The following is a 22,968-nucleotide window of genomic DNA, read 5'->3' as shown; positions in this document are numbered from 1 at the left end:
ATTTACCCTCTTGCGACGCGTAAAGCCAATTGCAGCATGGCGTCCCACTGGTCGCCGGCGAACGCCTTGGCGCGCAGCCCTTTGACCATGCGGTCGACCTGGGCAGCCTGCTGCAGCGCCGCTTCCAGCGTGGGCAGCGAGATGCGGCGCAGCGCCGGCTCCATCAGCCGTTCGCGCGGGCCCCAGATGCGGTATTCCTTCAGGAGCGCCGGCAGCGGACGGCCCTGGGCCATGCCTGCCTTTAATTTTAGCAGCGTGCGGATTTCTTCGGAGACGGCCCACAAAACCAGCGGCAGCGCTTCGCCTTCGCCCTTCAAGCCTTCCAGCATGCGCATCAGGCGCGCGGTGTCGCCGGAGAGCATGGCTTCGGACAGCTTGAACACGTCGTAGCGCGCTACATTGAGCACGGCGTCCTGCACCTGCTCGTGGGCCAGCTTGCCCGGCTCGTGCAGCAAGCCGAGTTTCTGGATTTCCTGGTGTGCCGCCAGCAGGTTGCCTTCGACGCGGTCGGCGATGAAGTCCAGGCTGGCGCGCTCCGCGCTCTGCCCTTGTGCGGCGAGCCGGTTGGCAATCCATCCCGGCAGCGCATTGCGCTCGATGTTCGGGATGTCGATGTATACGGCGGCCTGCTGCAAGGCCGCCACCCATGCCGCTTTCTGCGTCTGCCAGTCCAGCTTGGGCAGGGTGATCAGCGTCAGGTTGTCGGGCGACAGGTCTTTGGCATAGGCCTGCAGGGCGGCGCCGCCATCCTTGCCCGGCTTGCCGGACGGGATGCGCAATTCGATCAGCTTCTTGTCGCCGAACAGGCTCATGGCCTGGTTCGCCGCCAGCAGCTCGCCCCATTTGAAGTTGCGTTCGACCGACAGCACCTCGCGCTCGGAATAGCCTTGCGCGCGCGCGGCGCGGCGGATCTTGTCGGCCGCCTCCAGCGCCAGCAAATGTTCGTCGCTGGTGATTACGTATAGCGGGGCCAGCGTCTTGGCGACGTGGCCGTCCAGGGCGTCGGCGCGCAACTGCATACGGCGCCTTTAGCGCACCGGCGGCGCGGCCGGCGCGGTAGGGGCGGTCACGTCGGGCGCCGACAGCACGCCTGGCAGCACGCCGGAAGGGGTGGGTGCCGGTGCCGGCTTGCCCGGCTTGATGGCGGCCATGCGGCGCATCATCTGCTGCACCAGGTCGGCCTGCATGTCCTTGTACAGCAAGGCTTCCTCCTGCTCTTTGGCCAGGAGCTGGGTTTCGCTGAAGGTGATCGGGCGGCCCAGCACGATATTGGTCGGCGCCAGCAGTTCGTTGCCGGCCTTGTCGGTCACGCGGAACAGGATGTTGTAGCTCAGCAGGTATTCACGCACGCGGCCATTGCTGTTCAAGGACAGGATCGACTTGGTGCGGGTCTTTTCCGGGTTGGTCAGCACTTCGATCACGCCGTCCGCCTCGGCCTTGCTCGCGGCCACGCTGGTGTGGCCGTTGACGCGGATATTGCGTTTGAGTTCAATCGCCAGCGGCGACGACTCCGGCAAGCCCACGTACATGGCGTTGAACGGCAGCGTATACGTGCCGCCGGAGCCGCGCAGGTGGAAGCCGCAGCCGCTGGCCACGGCAGCTACGCCCAGCGCAGCCAGCGCCAGCATGCTGCGGCGCAGGGCGCCGCGGGATTTCAGAGTCGTCGTCATCTTTGCCTTACACCACGATATTGACCAATTTGCCCGGTACCACGATGACCTTCTTCGGCGCGCCTTCCAGGAACTTCTGCACGCTTTCCTCGGCCAGTGCGGCCGCTTCGATGGCGGCCTTGTCGGCGCCCTTCGGCACCTTGACCGCACCGCGCAGCTTGCCGTTCACCTGGATCATCAGCTCGATCTCGGACTGCTCCAGCGCGGCCGGGTCGACCTGCGGCCAGGCGGCGTCCAGGATGTCCCCCGCGTAGCCCATTTCCTGCCACAGCACGTGGGTAATATGCGGCGCCACGGGATTGAGCAGGCGCAGGAAGATGGCGTAGCCTTCAGCCAGCACCGCCGGCTCCACCGCCTTGGCCGACTCCAGCGTGTTGAGCATCTTCATGCAGGCGGAAACCACGGTGTTGTACTGGATGCGCTTGATGTCGTAGTCGGCCTGCTGCAGCACCTTGTGCATTTCGCGGCGCAGGGTCTTGCCTTCTTCGGTAGCGGCGCTGACGGCCAGCGGCGAACCGGCGGCGCGGATCGCGTCGCGCTGGGCGTAGCCGAAGTTCCACACCCGCTTCAGGAAGCGGTTGGAGCCTTCCACGCCGGAGCCGGACCATTCCAGGGTCTGCTCAGGCGGCGAGGCGAACATGGTGAACAGGCGCGCGGTGTCGGCGCCGTACTGTTCGATCTGGCCCTGCGGGTCGATGCCATTGAGCTTGGACTTGGACATCTTTTCGGTGCCACCCAGGATCACGGGTTGACCGTCCGTCTTCAGGACTGCAGACACAGGCCGGCCGCGATCATCATGGCTGACCTCTACGTCATCCGGGTTGATCCAGGTCTTCTTGCCGCCTTCTTCACGGTAGTAGGTCTCGTTCAGCACCATGCCCTGGGTCAGCAGGTTGGTGAACGGCTCGTCGAACTTCACCAGGCCGAAGTCGCGCATCACCTTGGTCCAGAAGCGCGCGTACAGCAGGTGCAGCACGGCGTGCTCGATGCCGCCGATGTACTGGTCCATCGGCATCCAGTAGTCGTTGCGGGCGTCGACCATGGCGGCGTCGCTGCCCGGCGAGGTGTACCGCATGTAGTACCAGCACGAGTCGACGAAGGTATCCATGGTGTCGGTCTCGCGGCGCGCCGGCTTGCCGCATTGCGGGCAGTCGCACTTGAGGAAGGCTTCATGCTTGTTCAGCGGATTGCCGGTGCCGTCCGGCACGCAGTCTTCCGGCAGCACCACCGGCAGGTCCTTTTCGGGCACCGGCACCGCGCCGCAGGACGCGCAGTGGATCATCGGGATCGGGGTGCCCCAGTAGCGCTGGCGCGAAATGCCCCAGTCGCGCAGGCGGAAGGTGGTCTTCTTCTCGCCCAGGCCTTTTTCGGCCAGGTCGGCGGCGATGGCTTCCAGCGCTTCGCTGTAGCGCAGGCCGTCGTACTTGCCGGAGTTGGTGACCACGGCGACGTTCTTGTCGCCGTACCATTCCTGCCAGGCTTCGTCGCTGAAGCCCTGGCCTTCGGCGGCGATCACCTGCCTGATCGGCAGATGGTATTTTTTCGCGAAGGCGAAGTCGCGCTCATCGTGCGCCGGCACGCCCATCACGGCGCCGTCGCCGTAGGTCATCAGGACGTAGTTGCCGATCCAGACTTCGACTTGTGCGCCGGTCAGCGGGTGGGTCACGAACAGGCCGGTCGGCATGCCCTTCTTCTCCATCGTCGCCATGTCGGCTTCGATCACGGAGCCCATCTTGCATTCGGCGATGAAGGCTTGCAGTTCCGGCTTGCCTTGCGCGGCGTGGGCGGCCAGCGGGTGCTCGGCGGCCACGGCGCAGAAGGTCACGCCCATCACGGTGTCGGGGCGGGTGGTGAACACGTACAGCTTGCCGTCGTTGATCAACTGGCCGTCGGCGCCGGCGATGGTGTGCGGGAAGGCGAAGCGCACGCCGGTCGACTTGCCGATCCAGTTCGACTGCATGATGCGCACGCGCTCAGGCCAGCCTGGCAGCTTGTGGTCGACGTAGTCCAGCAGCTCGTCGGCGTAGTCGGTGATGCGCACGTAGTACATCGGGATTTCGCGCTTCTCGATCAGCGCGCCCGAACGCCAGCCGCGGCCATCGACCACCTGCTCGTTGGCCAGCACGGTCTGGTCGATCGGGTCCCAGTTCACGGTACCGGTTTTCTGGTAGATGATGCCTTTTTCCAGCATCTTCAGGAACATCCACTGGTTCCACTTGTAGTATTCGGGCTTGCAGGCGGCCATCTCGCGCGACCAGTCGATCGCCAGGCCCATCGACTCCATCTGCTCTTTCATGTGGTCGATGTTGGAATAGGTCCATTTGGCTGGCGGCACATTGTTGGCCATTGCCGCGTTTTCCGCCGGCATGCCGAAGGCGTCCCAGCCCATCGGCATCAGCACGTTGTAGCCGTTCATCCGCAGGTAGCGGTACATCACGTCATTGATCGTATAGTTGCGCACGTGGCCCATGTGCAGCTTGCCCGATGGGTAAGGCAGCATCGAGCAAGCGTAGTACTTGCCTTTAGGGAAGCGCGGGTCGTTTTCGACCGCTTTGTAGGCGTCGATCGCCTTCCAGTGCGATTGGGCGGCTTTTTCAACGTCTGCTGGACTATATTTTTCTTGCATGATGGAGCGCACTAAAATGAGAGGATATGAACCGGACATTATAACAATGCATTGGTGCGGCGCGTCAGAATGAGATATCAGGAATTTCCTCCCCCGCCGGGGCTGGCCGGGCTGGTGGACTGCTTATGGCTGTCCGAGGCCCCTGCCGCCCCCCCTGCGGCCGCCGCGCCGCGCCCTGTCTTGCATCGCGTATTGCCGGATAATTGCACCGATATCCTGTGGCAGGACAGCGGCGACGCGTTCTTTGTCGGCATGATGAGCACCTGGTTCGATGTGCCGGCTGCGCGCCCCTTGCGCACGGTGGCGGTGCGCTTCCGGCCGGGCGCGGCCAGCCTGTTCTTGCGGCCAGGTCCGGGCCAAACTCCCATTGCGCTGGCGGGGCTGATGGACCAGCGGGCGGGCCTGGACCTGCTGTGGGGCCGCTCGGCGGCCGACCGGCTCGGCGACGCGCTGTGGTCGGCGGCCCGCAGCGATGCCGAACGCCTGGCACTGCTGACGGAGGCACTTTACACCCGCCTTTCTGTCGCTCCCGGCGGTGCCCGTGCCGCTACCGCCCTCGCCTCGCGCGTGACAGCGGCGGCTCCCGCCGGCCAGGCGTTGGCCCTGCGCGCGGTGGCCGAACTGGAGGCCCACGGCGGCGCCCTGCGCGTCGAAACGCTGGCTGCTGCGTTGGGTGTCTCGCGCCAGTATCTCGCCAACCAGTTCCGCGACCATATCGGCCTGTCGCCCAAGCTGTTCGCGCGCATCTGCCGATTCCGGGCCGCCCGCGCTTCCGCCCTTGCCCTTGAAGCCGGCCAGCACGGCCACGATTGGGCCACGCTCGCCCTCGACAGCGGCTACTTCGACCAGTCCCACCTGATCCGTGACTTCCAGGACTTCAGCGGCGCATCGCCCGATGTCCATTTAGGCAATCGGTAAGCCGCTTCCCTCTGTCGCGAGAAAGTGCGATTTTGGGCCGAAATTGGCCTGACCAAACCGCTATTTTCTGCGATTTTCGGGAACTTTCCGTGATTTCGCATGTCCAAAGGAAAAAATCACGGAAAAGACCTGAAAATCGCACGAAATAGCGGTTTGGTCAGGCCAATTTAGGGCAAAAATCGCACTTTCTCGCGACGGAGAAGAACATGAAACAGAACCTTTGTATCGCCATTTCCGCGCCCACGCTGCGCGCCCTGCTCGAATTTCAAAGCGAGCACGACGATGAAATCGATCCGGCGGACCTGGCCGACCTCGCAATCCGCGACTGGCTGCAGCGCCAAAGAGAACTCGCCAAACCGGCTGGCCAGCGCGGCTACTTCTGGAAGAAGCTATTCCTGCCGGAAGGCACCCGCCTGAGGGTTTCCAATCATATGACAACGCGCTATGCCGCTGTCGCTGGCGACGACCTTGTCTACGAGACGATGACGATATCCCCGAACCAGTTGGCGCAGATGACGCTTGGTTCAGCACGGAACGCCTGGGAGGTTGTCTACATCCAGATGCCGGGCCAGCGCGAATGGAAGTTGGCGCTCCGCCTGCGCCATGCCCTTGAAGCCGATGCTCGCCGGGCAGCCAACCGCTCCGCCAAGCCGGTGCCAGTCCCAGCAGCCGTGCCGCAGCAGGCTTCACCGTTACCGGCCTTACCTCGCAACTTACCGGTCGGAAACTTGCTTGCGCCCCAATTGCGGTCCGACTGCGAGGAGCGGCGCAAGGTGTATCGCCGCGCAGAAGACCTCTTGCTGGACTAGTTTCCATTTTTCCAATCGGCGCCGGCGACGGCATGGCAAGATGCAGCCATCACCACACCAATAGAGGAGAAACACCATGATCAAAGGCCTGCGCACCGCGATTTACCCCACCCCCGACCTGGAAGCCGGCAAAGCCTGGTACAGCAAAGTTTTCCAGAAAGAGCCCTATTTCGACCAGCCCTTCTACGTCGGCTTTGAAATCGGCGGCTTCGAGCTGGGCCTGGTGCCGGATGGCGAACCCGTCAAAGCCGGCGTGCAAGCCTACTGGGGCGTGGATGACATTGCCAAAGAAGTCAAACGCATCGTCAAACTGGGAGCAAGCACTCACTCGGAAATTCAGGAAGTAGGCGAAAACATCAAGGTGGCCGAACTGGCCGATCCCTTCGGCAACTTGCTGGGCTTGATTGAAAACCCGCATTTCGACAGGGCCAGGGTCGCGTGATACCATGCTCCCCCTATGCGCAAACGCAATAACAAATCCATCCTGATCAAGACGCCCGACCAGGTCGAGCTGGCCCGCGTGGCCGGCCAGCTGGCGGCCGACGTGCTGACCTTCATCGCGCCGCACGTCAAGCCGGGCGTCACGACCGCCCAGCTGGACCAGCTGTGCAACGACTACATCGTCAACACCCAGAAAGTCATCCCGGCCAACGTCGGCTATGGCGGCTTCACCGGCACCGTCTGCACCTCGGTCAACGAAGTGGTGTGCCACGGCATCCCGTCCGACAAGAAGATGCTGAAGGATGGCGACATCATCAACATCGACGTCGCCGTCATCAAGGACGAATGGTTTGGCGACACCAGCCGCATGTACTACGTCGGCACGCCGTCGAAAGCGGCGCAGAAGCTGTGCGAAGTAACGTATGACGCGATGTGGGCCGGCATCCGCGCCGTCAAGCCGGGCAAGCGCCTGGGCGACGTCGGGCACGCGATCCAGAAGCTGGCCGAAGCGGCCGGCTACAGCGTCGTGCGCGATTACTGCGGGCATGGCATCGGCATGGTGTACCACGAAGACCCGCAGGTGCTGCACTACGGGCGGCCGGACACTGGCCTGCTGCTGGAGCCGGGCATGGTATTTACGATTGAGCCTATGATCAACGCAGGCAAGCACGCCACGCGCGCGCTGCCGGACGGCTGGACCGTCGTCACGGCCGACCGGTCGCTGTCGGCGCAGTGGGAGCATATGGTGGCGGTGACCGAGACCGGGTTCGACGTGTTGACTCTCGCACCGGGCGAGCAAAACCGGTAAACCAGGGTCCGACCCAAGGGTCGGACCCGATTCGCGGCGGCCGCATGTCCGGGTCTGACCCTTGGGTCTGACCCAGGTTTACCGGTTTTAGCGCAAAGTCAGCTTCAACGCCGGCTTCTCGCCATAATCGTCATAGCGCTCATTGATGCCGCCGACGCAATAGCCAATCTCTTCCAGCAAATCCGCCGGCATTTTCGAAGCGTCGGTAATGACGATCTCCAGCACCTCGTTCGGTTTCAGCCGGAACTTCGTCATATTGTCCTCATCGCGCAGGTAGGACAGGCAATCCACCCAGGCATCGATAGTCGCGCCATAGCCCGAAGGGAACCCAAGTTCCGCCTGGCAGGCAGCGTGGAAAGCAGCTTCATCGCCGATCGCGGCGCCGTTTAACGTGGCAATAGCCATTATTTCTTTTCCTTCGGATCGGTGACAAACCCAATGCGGGTCAGGCCATGCGACTGCGCCGCCGCCATCACCTGCGCCACCACTTCATAGCGGGTATCCTTGTCCGCCCGCAGCTGCAACTCCGGCTGCTGCGGCAAGTCCGCCGCCCCGGCCAGACGCTGTTCCAGCTCCCCGGCCTGCAAGGCATCATTGTTCCAGTAGACCGTGCCGGCGGCATCGATGGCCAGCGTCACGGTGTCGGCTTCCTGCGGCAGCGCCCTGGCCTGCGCCTTGGGCAGCTCCAGCTGCACCGCATTGGTAAACATCGGCGCGCTGATGATGAAGATCACCAGCAGCACCAGCATCACGTCCACCATCGGCGTGACGTTGATGTCCGCCATGGATTCCTTCTGCCGGTGGTGGTTGAAGGAGCCAAATGCCATCAGTTCAGTCCCTGGCCAGGTAAGCGTGCAAGTCGTGCGCGAAAGCGTCCAGCTCGGACAGCGTGATGCGGTTGATGCGGTTAAAGCCGTTATATGCCAGCACCGCCGGAATCGCCACCGTCAGGCCGACGCCGGTCATGATCAAGGCCTCGCCCACCGGCCCGGCCACTTTGTCGATCTGCACCGTGCCTTGCGCCGACACTGCCGCCAGCGCATGGTAGATGCCCCACACTGTGCCCAGCAGCCCGACAAAGGGCGCCGTGGAAGCGATCGACGCCAGCAGCGTCAAGCCCGATTCCAGCCGCGTGGTCGAGACGTGGATCGCGTCGCGCAGCACGCGCGTCACCTGCTCGGCGCGCCCCATCTCGGCGGCGATGCTGCCATTCCTGGCATGCGCCAGCTGGTGCGCGCCGGCCTGCGCCACGGCCGCGAAAATACCTTCCCGGTCGCGCGCCGCCATCAGCGCCACGCCATCGGCCACCGACGGCGCGTCCCAGAACGCCTGCACCGCCGGCGCCGCGCGCCGCACGCGCCACGCGGCCCAGCCCTTCCACAGGATGAAGAACCAGGACGCCAGCGACATCGCCAGCAGCAGGTAAGCCACGGCGTGGCTGATCGCATCGCCGCGCTGCCAGTAGCTGGCGAAGGTAAAGTGCTCCATCAGCCGTTCAGGCCCAGCACGTCATACATATCGTACAAGCCGGTCTTCTTGTCGGCCAGGAACCGGGCCGCGCGCAGCGAGCCGTTGGCGTAGTGCTGGCGCGAAGAGGACTTGTGGCTGATTTCAATGCGCTCGCCCTCGGTGGCAAACATCACGGTATGGTCGCCGATGATGTCGCCGCCGCGCACGGTGGCAAAGCCGATCGAGGACGGGTCGCGCGGGCCGGTCACGCCTTCGCGCGCGAACACGCCGCACTCCTTCAGGTCGCGCCCCAGCGCGTCGGCAATCACCTCGCCCATTTTCAGCGCGGTGCCGGACGGCGCGTCGACCTTGTGGCGGTGGTGCGCCTCGATGATCTCGATGTCGTAGCCGAGGTCGAACTGCTTGGCCGCAAACTCCAGCAGCTTCAGGGTCACGTTCACGCCCACGCTCATATTCGGTGCGAACACGATGGCGGTTTTTTGCGCCGCGGCCGCGATGGCGGCCTTGCCCGCTTCATCGAAGCCGGTGGTGCCGATCACCATCTTCACGCCGTGCTCGGCGCAGTAAGCCAGGTGGGCCAGGGTGCCTTCCGGGCGGGTGAAGTCGATCAGCACGTCGGCGCCGGCCAGACCGCTCGCCAGCTCGGCAGTGATGGCCACGCCCGCCGGCTGGCCGGTAAAGGCGGCAGCGTCGCTGCCCAGGGCAGGCGCGCCCTCGCGGTCCAGCGCACCTGCCAGGCGGGCGTCGGGCGCTTTCTGCACCGCCTCGATCAACATATGGCCCATGCGGCCGCTGGCGCCGGCGATGGCGATCTTCAGTTGCGTCATCTTGCTGGTTCCTTATTGCTTGGTGCCCGATTCCTGGCCGCCCGGCAGCGGCGCCTTGCCCGGCGCCAGGTTGCCCTTGGCCGCCTCGGCCTTCTTGAAGTCCTTGATCGGGCCGGCGATGCGCGCGATGTATTCCTGTTCGGTCGGCAGGTTGCCGCCCTCGAAGCTGGCCACCTTGTCATCCTTGTCGAACACCACCACCACGGTGCTGGTAGTCAGCTCGCCATTGCCCTTGGCCAGGCGGAACGGGTAATCCCAGCGCTTGCCATGGAAGGCGTCGGCCATCAGCGGCGTGCCGAGCAGGAACTTGACCTGGTCCTTGCTCATGCCTTCCTTGAGCTGGGCCAGCATTTCCCTGGACACGAAATTGCCCTGCTGGATGTCGGGGCGGTAGGGCGAGAAGAACCACAGGAACTTCTGCGTCTTGGTGATCTGGGTGGTCTGGGCCCCCTGCGAGGCTTCCACCGGAGCCACGGTGGCCGGCTTGCTGGCGCAGGCAGCCAACAGGGCGGCGGCCAGCAGCGGAGTGCTACGTTGCAACAAAGACAGCGGGGTCAAACGCATGGTATGCATACCTCAATTCCGTGAGCAGAAGTGCCTAAAACGCTATATCATAAAGCACTTCCCGCAACTGACGTTAGCAAACATGAGTAACAGCCCTACCGACCTGAAGGCGTCCGGCCTGAAGGCTACCCTGCCGCGCCTGAAGATCCTCGATATTTTCCAGAGCAGCCCCGTGCGCCATCTGACGGCGGAAGACGTGTACAAGCTGCTGCTGGCCGAGAACATGGACGTCGGCCTGGCCACCGTGTACCGCGTGCTGACCCAGTTCGAGCAGGCCGGCCTGCTCAACCGCAACCATTTCGAGAGCGGCAAGGCGATTTTCGAGCTCAACGAAGGCTCGCACCACGACCACCTGGTCTGCCTCGATTGCGGCCGGGTGGAAGAATTCGTCGACGAAGAGATTGAAAAGCGCCAGCAAAGCATCGCCGCCGAGCGCGGCTTCAAGATCGCCGAGCATGCGCTGGCCATCTACGGCACCTGCACCAAGGACAAGTGCCCGCACAGGCATTAAGGCCTACTGGTTGCTGAGCGCGTTCGACAGCAGCCGCGACGTGATATCGACAATCGGGATGACCCGCTCGTAGGCCATGCGGGTCGGCCCGATCACCCCCAGCGTCCCCACGATCTTGCCGTTCGCCTCATAGGGCGCGGTCACCACGCTCATCGCATCCATCGGCACCAGCTGCGACTCGCCGCCGATGAAAATCTGCACGCCGGAAGCCTTGGACGAGACGTCCAGCAGCTGCATCAGGCCGGTCTTCTGTTCGAACAGGTCGAACATCGCACGCAGCGAACTCATATTCGAGGACAGCTCGGCCACCGACAGCAAATTGCGCTCGCCGGCGATCACCATGTCGTCGGCCGATTCGGCCATCGCCGCGCTGCCCGCCTCCACTGCGGCCTGCATCAGGCGCCCCATATCGTCGCGCAACTGGCGCAGCTCGTGCTGCAGGCGCCCGCGCACGTCTTCGAACGAGAGCCCGGAATAATGCTGGTTGATGAAATTGGCCGACTGCTGCAACTGCGCCGGCGTGTAGTCGACATCGGTCAGCAGGATGCGGTTTTGCACGTCGCCGCCGGGCAGCACGATCACCAGCAGCACGCGCTTGTCGCCCAGGCGCAGGAACTCGATCTGCTGGAACACCGACTCGTGGCGCGGCGCCACCACCACGCCGGCAAACTGGGTCAGCGAGGACAGCATCTGGGCCGCGTTGGCAATCAGCTTTTGCGGCTGCGGCGAGGTCACCTGCAAGCCGGCCTGCACCGCGCGCTCGTCGATGTGCTGCACCGTCAGCAGGGTGTCGACAAAGATGCGGTAGCCGCGCGGGGTCGGCACCCGTCCCGCCGAAGTATGCGGGCTGGCCACATAGCCCTGCTCTTCCAGGTCGGCCATGATGTTGCGGATGGTGGCCGGCGACAGCTCCAGCCCGGAAATTTTGGACAGCGAACGCGAGCCCACCGGCTGGCCGTCGGCGATGTAGCGCTCGACCAGGGCTTTGAGCAGGGTTTGGGCACGGATATCGAGATGCATAGCGCTATTCTGCCAACTGTTGTTCCAGCCACGCAAGCAATTCATCGAGCGTGGCGCAAATCGCATCGGGCTGCGGCGCGCCAGCGGGCAGGACGGCGCCGCGCCGGTTCATCCACACCGCGCGCAGGCCGGCTGCCTGCGCCCCGGCCACATCCAGCGCCAGGTCGTCGCCCACGTACACCGCATCGTGCGGCGCCACGCCCAGCGCTGCGCAGGCGGCGCGGAAAATGTCCGGCGCCGGCTTGGCCGCGCCGAAATGGGCCGCTGCCAGCGAGACCCCGAAATGGTGGGCCAGGCCGATCACTTCGAGGTCGGCATTGCCGTTGGAAATCGTACCCAGCTGCACGTGCCGGCGCAGCTTGAGCAAGCCCGGCAGCACGTCGTCATACGGCGTCACCGCATTGCGCGCGGCAAAGAAGTGGCGCATGGCGCCATCGACGTGGGCCGCATCCTCGCCGGCGGCGGCAAAGGCGGCCTGCAGGCTGGCGCGGCGCAGCCGGCCCAGGTCGATCAGCAGCTCCGGCCGGGCCGCCGCCAGTTCGGCGCGGTGCGCGCGCAAGGCCTCGATCGACCACTGCGCCGCCACTTTCGGCGCATGGGCCGCCAGCCAGGCGTGCAGCGTGAGTTCCGCCTCGGCAATCACGGGCGCGATCGGCCACAGGGTGTCGTCCAGGTCGAACAGGATGGCTTGGGGCTTCATGGGCGCATTGTACCGCGCCGCGGTTGCAAGCTGTTACAAGGGAAAAGCTGGTCAAATCGGCTAAAGAAGTGGCAAATGCACTAAAATAGGCGCCGATTTGTCCGCGCAATGCGCGCAACCGAATGGAGAACGTGGAATGAAGAGTAAGTATCTGTCTGCCGCCGCCGCGCTGCTGTGCGTCGCCGGACTGGCCGCCTGTGGCGGCAAGGGCAATGGCAGCATCGCCCTGGTAGTCCAGGTCGTGGGCCTGGACCGCGGCGGCCTGGTGCTGCAAAACAATGGCGGCGACGACCTGACCATCAGCGCCGCCGGCAGCGCCAGTTATTCCTTCGCCACCCTGATGGCCCCGGACTCCCAGTTCAACGTCACGCTCAAGACCGTCCCGGCGAATGTGACCTGCAAGCTGGCCAATAACACCGGCAAGATCAATTACTACACCTACAACCAGACCGTCGTGAACTGCGCCGCCGACCCGTACACCCTGGGCGGCACCATCCGCAGCGTGGCCGCAGACGGCACCGGGGCGGAACCGCTGAGCGCCGACGGCCTGGTGCTGGCCAACGGCGCCCAAACCCTGGCCGTGGCCAGGGGCGCCAGCACCTGGCAGTTCGCAACCCCGATTGGCAACCAGAATGTCTACGGCGTGACGGTGCTGACGCAGCCGGCCGGCCAGCAGTGCGAAGTGAGCATGGGCACCGGCACCATGCCAGCGCGGAACGTGGTCGATGTGGCCGTCACCTGCAAGAAACCCCAATAAGGACAACAGATGAAAATACAAGTCATTGGCGCGGCCCTGCTGGCCGCAGCGCTGGCCGCTTGCGGCGGCAAGGCCGACTTCGTGGTCGGCGGCCCGATCACCGGCCTCAGCAACCCGAACCTGGTGCTGGTGAATAACGGCGAAGAACTCAAGGTGGCCAGCGGCGCCACCAGTTTCAGCTTCCCCAACAGCATCAGCTACGGCACCGAATACAACGTCACCATCAAGACCCAGCCGGACCACATGAACTGCGAGGTGGTGGGCGGCAAAGGCTCGGCCGGCCACACCACCACGATTTCCATCGGCATCGCCTGCGCCCTGAAGCAGTACACGGTGGGCGGCAAGGTAGTCAGCATCGCCAAGGACAACACCTCGGGTCCGCTGAGCGCCGACAAGCTGGTCCTGGTCAACGGCAGCTCGAGCGGCCAGATTGCCATCGCCAAGGGCGCCACCAGCTTCGTCATCCCAGGCTTCCTGCCGTACGGCACCGCTTACGGCCTGTCCGTGTTTACCCAGGCCGAAGGCCAGGATTGCAAGATCACCAACGGCAGCGGCGTGGTGGGCGATGCCGACCGCACGGATGTGGTGGTCACCTGCACAGTGTTATAAGCAGGAGGAATGACTGGGATTCCAAAAATAAATTGGAACAATATGCCGCGACGCAGCATAATTACACCTGTCTCCTCCACTTCTTAACAGAAATGGATTCAGCCCGCTCCCTGAGCGGGTTTTTTTTTGCCCCCATGCCGGGCTCGCCGCAAACGCAGCGGTCTTGATGGGTGCGCCGTTTGTAGGCTATAGTCGGCTACTGTTTCAAGAGCCAAGCGGCAGCGCTGGAAAATTTATGACATTAGACGGCGCCCAGGGCCAACCGGTAAAACTGCTGAATGCAACGCAAAAAGCCTACGCGCTAGCGTTTTTCTTCCTCCCCCTTTCCAAGGCACTGCTGTTCATCTCGCTGGCGATCGCCTTCATGCTGTTTGTGGCAGGCGGCGGATTTGCCCGGGCGCTGCGCTCCTGGCGCACACTGCCATGGACAGTGCCGGCGGCGATTCTCGCCATCCTGCCCGGACTATCCCTGCTGATTCACCCAGCCAGCACCAGGCTGATTGTTCATTCCGAGGCCAGCTACTACTGGATCATTGCTGTCATGACCTTCCTGGCAGCGAGCCAGATGCGCATCCTGCCCTGGCTGCGCGCGCTGGTGGGCGGGATCTTCATCGGCTTCCTGTACGCACAATTGCCATACAAAGCTTGGTGGCCGCTCGATCCGCCTTCCCTGATCGCCAATTACATCCTGTACTCGCAATTCCTGGCCATTGGCGTGGTCATGCTCTCGATCCTGTTCAAATATGAAACCAACAAGGGGATCCGGACCGCCTATGCAGCAGCCATGGCCTTGTTCTTCATTGGACTGACGTCCGGCATGGGACGTACCGGGATGTGGGTGGTGCTGGTCTTGCTGCCTTTTATTATTACCAACCTGTTCGCCAAGCAGAACCGGGCCAAGGCCGCCCTGCTCTGCGTGGCAGCCTGCGCAGCGCTGCTGATGGCTCCGACGGTCCAGAAAAGGATCAAGGACGCGGCCAGCGATGTGCAGCTGTTGCAGCAGAACGTCACCCAAACCTCGCTCGGTTACCGCATGGAGATGTGGAAGACAGCCTGGGGCGTGTTCCGTGCGCATCCCATGCTGGGCGGCGGGGCGGCAGGTTTTGAAGACGCCTGGAGCCGCCAGCCGCGCGCCGAAGAAGCCAAGGCCTTCGTCGAGCCGCATAATGCCTTCCTGTTCTACGCCTCGTTTTACGGGATTTTCGGGCTGCTGGCGCTGGTCTGGCTATACGCCGCACTGCTGCTGACGGGTTGGCGGCGGCGCCAGTCGCTCGAGGGCCGCATCGTGCTGGCGTTCGCCCTGGTCCTGGTGCTGTGCAGCTTTACCAATACCGTTTTCATGGGCTCTGTCAGCCGCGCCTGGGTCATGCTGTTCCTCGGCCTGCAGGGCGCCCTGTTGTTCACCTCCGCGCAGCCGGCCACGGCCCGCAATTGAAGGCAGGTACCACGTGAACCAGGAAAAACCACGGCTGCTGTTCATCTGCCCCACCGTTGCCGCGTATATCGGCGGCACGGAAACCGTGGTCAGCCAGTTCAGCGAGCGCCTCAAGGACCAGGTGCAGCTGACGCTGTTAAGCGGCGATCCCGGCAGCGGTCACACGCGCCTGGTCGACATCGCTGGCGTCGAGTTGCTGACCTTGCCATTTATCGCCCGCGATTCGACGCTGAACCATGTGCTGAGCAAGATCCTGATGACCAGCCGCTTCAAGATCGAGAGCTACAGCTTCTTCCGCGCGCTCAAGAAATCCGGCATCGACTTGGCGCGCTACGATTACATCGTGACGTTTTATGAAGCCGACGCCTACCTGCTGTCCCGGCGCTACCCCGCGCTGCGCGGGCGCTTCCGCCACTTTCTGCCGGGGGTCTCGATCAGGGGCTTCTACAAGCATGTGCCGGCGCGCGACGTGTTTTACCTGGGATACCGGGCAGCCGAACGCACCAGGCGCAAATGGGGCCTGGATATCCAGTCGCTGCCGCTGGGCGTCGACGACGGCTTCTTCCCGCCCAGTCCGCCGCCCTACCCGCGCGACAAGCGCCTGCTGTATATCGGCCGCCTCGATGGCAGCAAGAATGTCGACTGGCTGGCTGATTTCTTCATGCAGAGCGACCTGCCGCAAAAAGGCTACCACCTCGACATCGTCGGCGACGGCCCCTTGCTGGACAGCCTGCTGGCCAAATATGGCCAGGCGCCAAGCATGAGCTTCCATGGCCGCAAGCGCCAGGACGAAGTGCTAGGCATCCTGCGCCAGGCCTTCCTGCTGCTGCACCCGACCGACCTCGAGAGTTTTGGCCTGACCATCCTGGAAGGGATGGCGGCCGGGATCCCCGTCCTGACGCACGAACTGGACAGCATCAAGATCTGGGCCAAGGACCACCCGCGCTACCCGGCGCACCTGGACGCCGCCGCCTGGCGCAGCGAGATCCTGAAATTCGAACAAGCCGCCTACTGGAGCGAGGCCAGCGCCGGCAGCCTGGAGCACGCCAAATCCTTCACCTGGGACCGCGTCGCCGGCCAAGTGCTGCAACTGATCACCAACCGCTAAATCATTCAGACAGGCAGGTTGGCCAGCGCGACGTAGGCTTCCACCGGCACGGCTTCCGGCCGGTCTTGCGGGTTGATGCCGGCTGCTACCAGCTGCTCTGCGGTGAACATGCCGGCCACGCAGTTGCGGATTACCTTGCGCCGCTGCGAGAAGGCTTTCTGCACCACCGCTTCCAGGCGCGCCTGGTCGCAGGCCAGCGGCTTTTCGATCGGGATCATGCGCACGATGGCCGAATCGACTTTCGGCGGCGGGTCGAAGGCGTCCGGCGGCACGATGAACAGCATGGCCATGCGGTAGCGCCACTGCAGCATCACCGACAGCCGGCTGTAGGCCTTGGTGCCGGGCTCGGCCACCATGCGCTCCACCACTTCCTTTTGCAGCATGAAATGCTGGTCCTGCACGATGGGCGCGAATTCGGCCAGGTGGAACAGCAGCGGCGAGGAGATGTTGTACGGCAGGTTGCCCACCACGCGCAGCTTTTTCCCTTGCTCTACCGGGATGTAGCTGAAGTCGAACTTCAGCGCATCGCCGGCGTGGATGGTGAGTTTTTCGCGCGGGTAGCGCTGTTCCAGGCGCGCCACCAGGTCGCGGTCCAGTTCCACCACGTGCATATGCGGCAGCGATTTGAGCAGCAGGTCGGTCATGGCGGCCAGGCCGGGGCCGATTTCCACCATGGTGTCGCCGGCGGCCGGCGCGATGGAATCGATGATGTCGCCGAGGACGCGGTCGTCCTGCAGGAAGTTCTGGCCAAAGCGTTTACGGGCAATGTGTTTCATGTTTTTTCTTTCTACTTATTGGCTGGCCGGGTTGGCCCGGACCATTTGCAGCGCCGCTTCCAGTGCGGCCTGCATGCTGGAGCAGTCGGCGCGGCCCAGGCCTTGCGCCGCCAGGTCGAGCGCGGTGCCGTGGTCGACCGAGGTGCGGATCAGCGGCAGGCCGAGCGTGATGTTGACGCCGTGGCCGAAGGTGGCGTATTTCAGCACCGGCAAGCCCTGGTCGTGGTACATGGCCAGCACGCAGTCCGCCTCCATCAGGTATTTCGGCTGGAACAGGGTGTCGGCCGGGTACGGGCCGCGCGCATCGATGCCGCGCGCGCGCGCCGCTTGCAGCGCCGGGCTAATGGTGTCGATTTCCTCGCGCCCCAGGTAGCCGTTTTCGCCGGCGTGGGGATTGAGGCCCGCCACCAGGATGCGCGGGGCGGCGATGCCGAATTTGCCGCGCAGGTCAGCCTGGATGATGTCCAGCGTTTGCGCCAGGCTCTCCTGCGTGAGCGCGCCACTGACGTCTTTCAGCGGCAGGTGGGTGGTCGCCAGCGCCACGCGCAAGGGCGTGCCGCTGGCATCGCCCGCCAGCATCATCACCACGCGCGCGGTGCCGGTCTGCTCGGCAAAATATTCGGTGTGGCCGGAGAACGGCACGCCGGCATCGTTGATGGTGGATTTCTGCACCGGCGCCGTGGCCACCGCTTCGAACCAGCCGGCGCGCACGCCTTCGATGGCGGCGTCCAGCGTGGCCAGCACGTAGCGCCCGTTCTCCTTGTCCAGCAGGCCCGGCTGCACGTGGGCGCCGAGCGGGATATCCAGCGCGCACAGGCGGTCGGCGCCGAAGTGCGGCAGGCCGGCATTGCGCGCCGCCATGGTGGTGACTGCGCTGATGCGGATCCCCGGATCGATGGCCGATGCGGTCATGGCCAGGAAGGCGGCATCGCCCACCAGCACCGCATTGACCTGGTGCCGCATGGCCCATGCCGCGCGGATGGCGATTTCCGGCCCGATGCCGGCCGGCTCGCCGGTGGTGATGGCAACGACGGGGCGCACACCCGGGCGCCTTGCTTGCAGGTTGGCGCTCATGGTGTCCCCCGCCTGCTTATTTCAGCGATTCGTCGCGGAATTCGACGTAGGCGCGGTCGCGCACCTGGCGCTGCCAGTCTTCCACCGCTTCTACCAGCTTGCGCTCGCGCAGGGCGTTGCGGGCGGCGGCGCGCTGCTTCTCTTTCGAGACGTCGTCGGATTTACGTTCCAGCACTTCGATCAGGTGGAAGCCGAAGGACGATGCCACCGGCTCGGACACCTGGCCCACTTTCAGCGCGTTCATGGCTTCTTCAAATTCCGGCACGGTGTCGCCCGGGTACAGCCAGCCCATGTCGCCGCCCTTGCTGGCCGAGCTGTCGTTGGAGAACAGGCGCGCCAGCTCCTCGAACTTGGCGGCCTTGTTATCCAGGCGTTCCTTCAGCTCCTGCAGCTTGCGCTTGGCGTCGGCCGCGCTCATGGTCGGCGTGACTTTCAGCAGGATGTGGCGGGCGTGGGTCTGCTGCACGGTTTCCTGCGCGGCCGCATCGGCCATGCTGCGCTTGTCGACCAGCTTCAGGATGTGGAAGCCGGCCGCGCTCTTGATGATCTGGGTGTTCTGGCCCGGTTTCAGCTTGTTCAGCGCTTCGGCGAAGATCGGCGGCAGCGCGCTGCCCGGGCGCCAGCCCACGGCGCCGCCTTGCAGCGCGTCGGACGCGTCGGAATAGGTCGCTGCCATCTTGGCGAAGTCGGCGCCGGTGCGCAGCTGGCGCAGCACTTCCTCGGCGCGCTTCTGGCGCTGGCCGATCACTTCCGGCGAAGCGTTTTCCGGGATGCGCACCATGATCTGCGAGATGTTCAGCTCGGACTGCTCGGACGCCGCCGCTTTCTCGGTGGCGATGAAGCTGTCCACTTCCGCTTCGGCGATATTGATCTTGTTGTCGACCTCATACTCGCGCAGGCGCTGCATGACGATCTCTTCGCGGATCTCCTCGCGGAAGGAGGCGAAGGTGGTGCCTTCCTTCTCCATCTGGTTGCGCAGCTGCTGCACCGTCATCTTCTGCTGCTCGGCGATGCGGGCAATGGCGCGGTCCAGCATATTGTCGTCGACCCGCACGCCCATCTCCTTGGCCAGCTGCAGCTGCGCGCGTTCCACGATCATGCGCTCGAGCACCTGCTTGCGCAGTTCGGCGCTGTCGGGCAGCGCCAGTTTCTGCTGCTGCATGCGGGCCACGATGGTGGCCACGCGTTCATTCAGTTCGCGCTGGGTGATCACTTCATCGTTGACGATGACGGCGATGGCGTCGATCGGCGCATTGGCCGACTGGCCAGGCGGCGTGAAGCCCTTCGATGGCGCCGCCTTGGCAGCGGCGGCCGGGACTGCCGGCTTGGCAGTCTTGGCGTCCTGCGCCAGGGCCGGGACGGCAAGGGAAGCACACAGCAGGGCAACAGCTAGTTTGATCGGGTGCATATCTGAAACGCTCATGTATCAGTGTTGAGGAAATCGAAAGCTTAACGCACGCCTTCGTTGACGCGGCGGTAGCCGGGGATGCTGTTTTTCAGCACCTCCAGCGGGTTGCCGAAACCAAGCTTGGACAGGCCGTTCAGCTCCAGCTGGAAGAAGAACTGGGTCGAGTTTTTCTTGGCGGTGGTGACGAAACGCTGCGCGCCCATGCGGAACACCCAGCAATCGCAGTTGTATTCCAGCCCCACCACGCTTTCCAGCATCTTGTGCTCGCGCAGCGAGTACGAGACGCGGCCCACGCCGAACCACCTGTCGGAGATCGGCCACTGGGCCGACAGGTCGGCATTCTTGAAATTGTCGCGCACATAGCGGTAGCCGGCGTTGATCACCTTGTAGGTGCCCGGCGTGTACTGCAGCGACATATTCGAGGTGGTGACCTTGCTGGTGCTCGGGTTGTACTGCACCAGGCTGTCGATGCCCCAGGAATTGGAAATGCGGCCGGTGGCTGCCAGCAGCATGTCGGAACGGGTGGTGTTGACCGGCGTCGTATTGTCGATCTGCACGCGCTGGTCGGCAAAGTAGAAGCGCTGGCCGAACGCCAGGCGCAGCCGCTCGGCGCCGGAAGATTCCAGGAAGCGCGACACCACGGCCGCCGTTACCTGGTTGGCGTCGCCGATGCGGTCGGAGCCGACGAAGCGGTTCTCGCTGAAAATCTGCGAGAAGCTGAAGTCGGCGCGCGCCGTGTCGAAGTTCGGGAACTGGTCCTGCTTGCGGTACGGCGTGTAGACGTAGAACAGGCGCGGCTCCAGGGTCTGGGTCAGCTTCTTGCCGCCAAGCTTGGTGTCGCGCTCGAACACCAGGCCCGAGTCGAGCGAGAAGGTCGGCACGGCGCGCTGCAGCGAGCGCGATGGATCCGTGCCAAATTCGTCAAGCTGGTAGGCGCTGGCGTTCAGCATCACTTTCGGCGTCACGAAGTAGGCGGGGCCGATGATCGGGTAGCTGACCTGCGGCACCACCACCATGCGGTTGCCCTTGATCAGGTCCGGGTGCCAGAAGCGGGTCAGCTCCGAATCGAGCTGCCAGTCGAAACCGCCGACGTCATAGCGCGCTGCGTGCAGGTTGATGGCCGGCAGGCGGTCGTATGGGCGCGACACGAACAGCGACGGGTCGGCTGGCCAGCCCGGGTCCTGCAGCACATGGTATTTCTGGGCACGCGCGGTCAGGCTCCAGAATTCGCCGCCGTAATCGGTGCGCAGCTCCTTGAGCAGCTGGCGCTCGGCCGACGAGGACACGGTCTTGGAGAAGTCGCTCGGGTAGTTGTTGTCCGAGGCGGCGCGCAGGTTCCAGCCGTAGGTCCAGTCCTTGGCCAGGTGCTGGGTATGCACGGTATGCAGCTGCCAGCGGTCGCGGTCGGCTTCCTTGTCGTTCGGCAGGTACTCGACGAGCGTCCTGCCCTCGTAGTCGTTGCCGGCGTCGGTCTCGCCGATATAGCGCGCCACCGCGCCCAGTTGCAGGCCGCGGCGCGAGATATAGCGCGGGTACAGCGTCAGGTCGCGGTTGGGCGCGATATTGAAGTAATACGGCACCAGCAGTTCGGCCCCGCCGCGCGAAGAATAGGACGGGGTCGGCGGCAGCCAGCCGGAACGGCGCGCGCCCGACAGCGAGAACGACATGGCCGGCGTGCCCAGGATCGGCACGTCCTTGAAGTAGACCAGTGTCGCGCCGGCGGTGCCGACGTCGCGCCCCTGGTCCAGGTTCAGCGAGCGCGCCTTCACGTACCAGTCCGGGTTCGGGCCCTGGCAGGTGCTGTAGGTGCCGTCCACCACCTGGGCTTCATCCTCGTTCAGGAAATTGATGCGCTGCGCCTTGCCCTGGGCATTATTGGTTTCCAGCTGATAGGTCGGCTGCAGCGCATAGCCGCGCGCCGTTTCCATGTTCAGCTTCAGTTCATCGGCGGTGTAATAGTCGCCGAAACGCCAGAGACGCACATTGCCCTTGGCCTCAAGTTCCTGTTCCACCTGCTGGAAGCTGGCCGCATCGGCGGTCACGCGCGTCTTGTCGTGCACCACTTCCACGTCGCGCAGCAGGCGCAGGTCGCGCTCCGGGCGGCCGGTCATGTCTTCCGCGCGCACGGTGGTCGGTGCATTCTTGTCTTCCACGTGCGGCGGGCGTTTGGCGGCAGGATGCGACTGCGCATGGGCAGACATCGCCGTGGTGGCGGCGGCAATGGCGGTCAAGGCGAACGCCCAGCGCTTGGAGTTGGGGAGTGCCAGGAACCGGGTCATGGGTGGGGCGCGTGAAACACCATAAAGGCGATTTTTTAATGTGAATCCCTTATTATATGGGAATCTTTACCACTCACTCGATTTCGCAGGCTGCTTTAATGTCTTTATTATCTAATTCACCATCCCCGGCCGCCGATCCGCGCCTTGCCGAGCTCACCGAATGGCTGCAAAGTACCGGCCTGGTGGACGTCGCTTCGGCGCGCCCGGCCTCCGAGGACGCCAGCTTCCGCCGCTATTTCCGCCTCGACGTGCTGCCAGCGCAGCGCGCCTTGCACGGCGCCACCCTGGTCGCCATGGACGCCCCGCCGCAGCGCGAAAACGTGCCGGCCTATGTCAAAGTCCAGGGTTTGCTGGAAGCTGCCGGCGTGTCGGTGCCGAAAATCGCCGCCGAAAACATCGCGCAGGGCTTCCTGCTGCTGTCCGACCTCGGCACCACCACCTACCTGCAGGCCCTTGACCATGATTCGGCCGCCACCCTGTACGCCGAAGCGCTGTCGGCCCTGGTCAGGATCCAGCAGGCGAGCCAGCCCGGCGTGCTGCCGGAATTCGACCGCGCCTTCATGCTGCGGGAACTGAATATTTTCCCCGAGTGGTACATCGGCAAGCACCTGGCCACCACCCTGGACGAAAAGCAGCAGCAGGAACTGGACAAGGTATTCGAGGCGATCCTGGCCAACTGCCTGGCCCAGCCCCAGGTCTTCATGCACCGCGACTACCACTCGCGCAACCTGATGTGGATGGACGAGGGCAACCCCGGCATCCTCGACTTCCAGGACGCGGTATGGGGCCCGGTCACCTACGACTGCGCCTCGCTGCTGCGCGACGCCTACGTGTCGTGGGACGAGGAACTGGTGCTGGACTGGCTGATCCGCTACTGGCAGCACGCGCGCAGCGCCGGCCTGCCGGTGAAAAAGGACTTCGACGATTTCTACAAGGACTTCGAATACATGGCCCTGCAGCGCCACCTGAAGATCCTCGGCATTTTCTGCCGCCTGAACTACCGCGACGGCAAACCGCACTACCTGGGCGACCTGCCGACCGTGATGGAGTACGTGCGCAAGACCGCCAACCGCTACCGCGACCTCAAGCCGCTGATCAAGCTGCTCGATACGCTGGAAGGCTCCGCGCCGCAAGTCGGCTACACCTTCTAAGGGGCGA

General features: G+C 64.2%; 24 protein-coding genes. 10 read left to right on the top strand and 14 right to left on the bottom strand.

All coding sequences use genetic code 11. The features are described 5' to 3' along the window. Positions 1-2 precede the first annotated feature (2 nt). The 3 genes from holA to leuS are packed head-to-tail and all read right to left on the bottom strand — an operon-like array spanning position 3 to position 4,296. Complete coding sequence (gene holA, locus ASE26_RS27600; RefSeq protein WP_055934170.1) at positions 3-1,019, bottom strand: DNA polymerase III subunit delta; 1,017 nt, start codon at positions 1,017-1,019, stop codon at positions 3-5. Between the two features lie 9 nt (positions 1,020-1,028). Then, positions 1,029-1,670: an LPS assembly lipoprotein LptE gene (gene lptE / locus ASE26_RS27595; protein ID WP_057247322.1), complete on the bottom strand. Its 642-nt coding sequence runs from the start codon at positions 1,668-1,670 to the stop codon at positions 1,029-1,031. Positions 1,671-1,677: 7 nt separating this feature from the next. Further along, positions 1,678-4,296: a leucine--tRNA ligase gene (gene leuS, locus ASE26_RS27590; RefSeq protein WP_055934500.1), complete on the bottom strand. Its 2,619-nt coding sequence runs from the start codon at positions 4,294-4,296 to the stop codon at positions 1,678-1,680. Between the two features lie 69 nt (positions 4,297-4,365). On the opposite strand from leuS, the gene ASE26_RS27585 reads away from it, so the two are divergent. From ASE26_RS27585 to map, 4 genes are all read left to right on the top strand, one after another. After that, positions 4,366-5,214, top strand: coding sequence for a helix-turn-helix domain-containing protein (locus tag ASE26_RS27585; RefSeq protein ID WP_055934174.1), 849 nt, complete (start codon positions 4,366-4,368; stop codon positions 5,212-5,214). Between the two features lie 206 nt (positions 5,215-5,420). Next, on the top strand, positions 5,421-6,023 hold the full coding sequence (locus ASE26_RS27580; RefSeq protein ID WP_055934176.1) for a hypothetical protein: 603 nt from the start codon (positions 5,421-5,423) through the stop codon (positions 6,021-6,023). A gap of 76 nt (positions 6,024-6,099) precedes the next feature. Then, positions 6,100-6,465, top strand: a complete 366-nt coding sequence (locus tag ASE26_RS27575; protein ID WP_055934178.1) for a VOC family protein — start codon at positions 6,100-6,102, stop codon at positions 6,463-6,465. 15 nt (positions 6,466-6,480) lie between these two features. Next, positions 6,481-7,272: a type I methionyl aminopeptidase gene (gene map / locus ASE26_RS27570; protein ID WP_055934180.1), complete on the top strand. Its 792-nt coding sequence runs from the start codon at positions 6,481-6,483 to the stop codon at positions 7,270-7,272. Positions 7,273-7,359: 87 nt separating this feature from the next. Here map and ASE26_RS27565 read toward each other — a convergent pair whose 3' ends face one another. Genes ASE26_RS27565 through ASE26_RS27545 form a run of 5 tightly spaced genes read right to left on the bottom strand, consistent with a single transcriptional unit; the run spans position 7,360 to position 10,133 of the window. After that, positions 7,360-7,677: a barstar family protein gene (locus ASE26_RS27565; protein WP_057247321.1), complete on the bottom strand. Its 318-nt coding sequence runs from the start codon at positions 7,675-7,677 to the stop codon at positions 7,360-7,362. Continuing rightward, complete coding sequence (locus tag ASE26_RS27560) at positions 7,677-8,099, bottom strand: biopolymer transporter ExbD (protein WP_055934184.1); 423 nt, start codon at positions 8,097-8,099, stop codon at positions 7,677-7,679. Before ASE26_RS27560 ends, ASE26_RS27565 begins: the two co-directional genes overlap by 1 nt. 4 nt (positions 8,100-8,103) lie before the next feature. After that, complete coding sequence (locus ASE26_RS27555; protein ID WP_055934186.1) at positions 8,104-8,760, bottom strand: MotA/TolQ/ExbB proton channel family protein; 657 nt, start codon at positions 8,758-8,760, stop codon at positions 8,104-8,106. Further along, positions 8,760-9,569, bottom strand: coding sequence for a 4-hydroxy-tetrahydrodipicolinate reductase (gene dapB / locus ASE26_RS27550; RefSeq protein ID WP_055934188.1), 810 nt, complete (start codon positions 9,567-9,569; stop codon positions 8,760-8,762). The genes ASE26_RS27555 and dapB overlap by 1 nt, the downstream gene beginning before the upstream one ends. A gap of 12 nt (positions 9,570-9,581) precedes the next feature. Beyond that, entirely contained in the window at positions 9,582-10,133 is a 552-nt protein-coding gene (locus ASE26_RS27545; RefSeq protein WP_082507463.1) for an outer membrane protein assembly factor BamE, read from the bottom strand. An 82-nt stretch (positions 10,134-10,215) separates the two neighbouring features. On the opposite strand from ASE26_RS27545, the gene fur reads away from it, so the two are divergent. Beyond that, complete coding sequence (fur, locus tag ASE26_RS27540) at positions 10,216-10,644, top strand: ferric iron uptake transcriptional regulator (RefSeq protein ID WP_055934190.1); 429 nt, start codon at positions 10,216-10,218, stop codon at positions 10,642-10,644. A gap of 3 nt (positions 10,645-10,647) precedes the next feature. On the opposite strand, the gene hrcA is transcribed toward fur, so the two are convergent. Together hrcA and ASE26_RS27530 are read right to left on the bottom strand one after the other, a co-directional pair. Then, a complete protein-coding gene (gene hrcA / locus ASE26_RS27535; RefSeq protein ID WP_055934191.1) occupies positions 10,648-11,664 on the bottom strand; it encodes a heat-inducible transcriptional repressor HrcA in 1,017 nt (338 codons plus the stop codon). Between the two features lie 4 nt (positions 11,665-11,668). Further along, the gene (locus tag ASE26_RS27530) at positions 11,669-12,364 is read right to left on the bottom strand and encodes an HAD family hydrolase (protein ID WP_055934193.1); all 696 of its coding nucleotides are present in this window, start codon (positions 12,362-12,364) and stop codon (positions 11,669-11,671) included. 136 nt (positions 12,365-12,500) lie between these two features. On the opposite strand from ASE26_RS27530, the gene ASE26_RS27525 reads away from it, so the two are divergent. The 4 genes from ASE26_RS27525 to ASE26_RS27510 all read left to right on the top strand — a co-directional run bounded on the left by ASE26_RS27525 (position 12,501) and on the right by ASE26_RS27510 (position 16,273). Continuing rightward, positions 12,501-13,121, top strand: a complete 621-nt coding sequence (locus tag ASE26_RS27525; protein ID WP_055934195.1) for a hypothetical protein — start codon at positions 12,501-12,503, stop codon at positions 13,119-13,121. A 9-nt stretch (positions 13,122-13,130) separates the two neighbouring features. Then, positions 13,131-13,730: a hypothetical protein gene (locus ASE26_RS27520; protein ID WP_055934197.1), complete on the top strand. Its 600-nt coding sequence runs from the start codon at positions 13,131-13,133 to the stop codon at positions 13,728-13,730. Between the two features lie 235 nt (positions 13,731-13,965). Next, positions 13,966-15,165 carry an O-antigen ligase gene (locus ASE26_RS27515; RefSeq protein WP_057247320.1) on the top strand — a complete coding sequence of 400 codons (1,200 nt, stop codon included), beginning with the start codon at positions 13,966-13,968 and terminating at the stop codon, positions 15,163-15,165. 13 nt (positions 15,166-15,178) lie between these two features. Then, on the top strand, positions 15,179-16,273 hold the full coding sequence (locus ASE26_RS27510; RefSeq protein ID WP_055934201.1) for a glycosyltransferase family 4 protein: 1,095 nt from the start codon (positions 15,179-15,181) through the stop codon (positions 16,271-16,273). A gap of 5 nt (positions 16,274-16,278) precedes the next feature. Here ASE26_RS27510 and rsmA read toward each other — a convergent pair whose 3' ends face one another. From rsmA to ASE26_RS27490, 4 genes are read right to left on the bottom strand one after another with little or no spacing between them, the layout of a single operon-like run. Beyond that, positions 16,279-17,049 carry a 16S rRNA (adenine(1518)-N(6)/adenine(1519)-N(6))-dimethyltransferase RsmA gene (gene rsmA, locus ASE26_RS27505; protein ID WP_055934203.1) on the bottom strand — a complete coding sequence of 257 codons (771 nt, stop codon included), beginning with the start codon at positions 17,047-17,049 and terminating at the stop codon, positions 16,279-16,281. Between the two features lie 15 nt (positions 17,050-17,064). Beyond that, positions 17,065-18,123: a 4-hydroxythreonine-4-phosphate dehydrogenase PdxA gene (pdxA, locus tag ASE26_RS27500; RefSeq protein WP_057247319.1), complete on the bottom strand. Its 1,059-nt coding sequence runs from the start codon at positions 18,121-18,123 to the stop codon at positions 17,065-17,067. A 16-nt stretch (positions 18,124-18,139) separates the two neighbouring features. Next, positions 18,140-19,546, bottom strand: coding sequence for a peptidylprolyl isomerase (locus ASE26_RS27495; protein WP_055934207.1), 1,407 nt, complete (start codon positions 19,544-19,546; stop codon positions 18,140-18,142). A gap of 26 nt (positions 19,547-19,572) precedes the next feature. Then, positions 19,573-21,810, bottom strand: a complete 2,238-nt coding sequence (locus tag ASE26_RS27490; protein WP_057247318.1) for an LPS-assembly protein LptD — start codon at positions 21,808-21,810, stop codon at positions 19,573-19,575. 98 nt (positions 21,811-21,908) lie between these two features. Here ASE26_RS27490 and ASE26_RS27485 point away from each other — a divergent pair, with 98 nt between their 5' ends. Then, positions 21,909-22,961, top strand: coding sequence for an aminoglycoside phosphotransferase family protein (locus ASE26_RS27485; protein WP_055934210.1), 1,053 nt, complete (start codon positions 21,909-21,911; stop codon positions 22,959-22,961). The last annotated feature ends 7 nt before the right edge of the window (positions 22,962-22,968 follow it).

Source organism: Duganella sp. Root198D2 (assembly GCF_001428585.1).
GTDB lineage: Bacteria > Pseudomonadota > Gammaproteobacteria > Burkholderiales > Burkholderiaceae_D > Rugamonas.
This window is presented reverse-complemented; position numbering and strand designations above follow the sequence as displayed.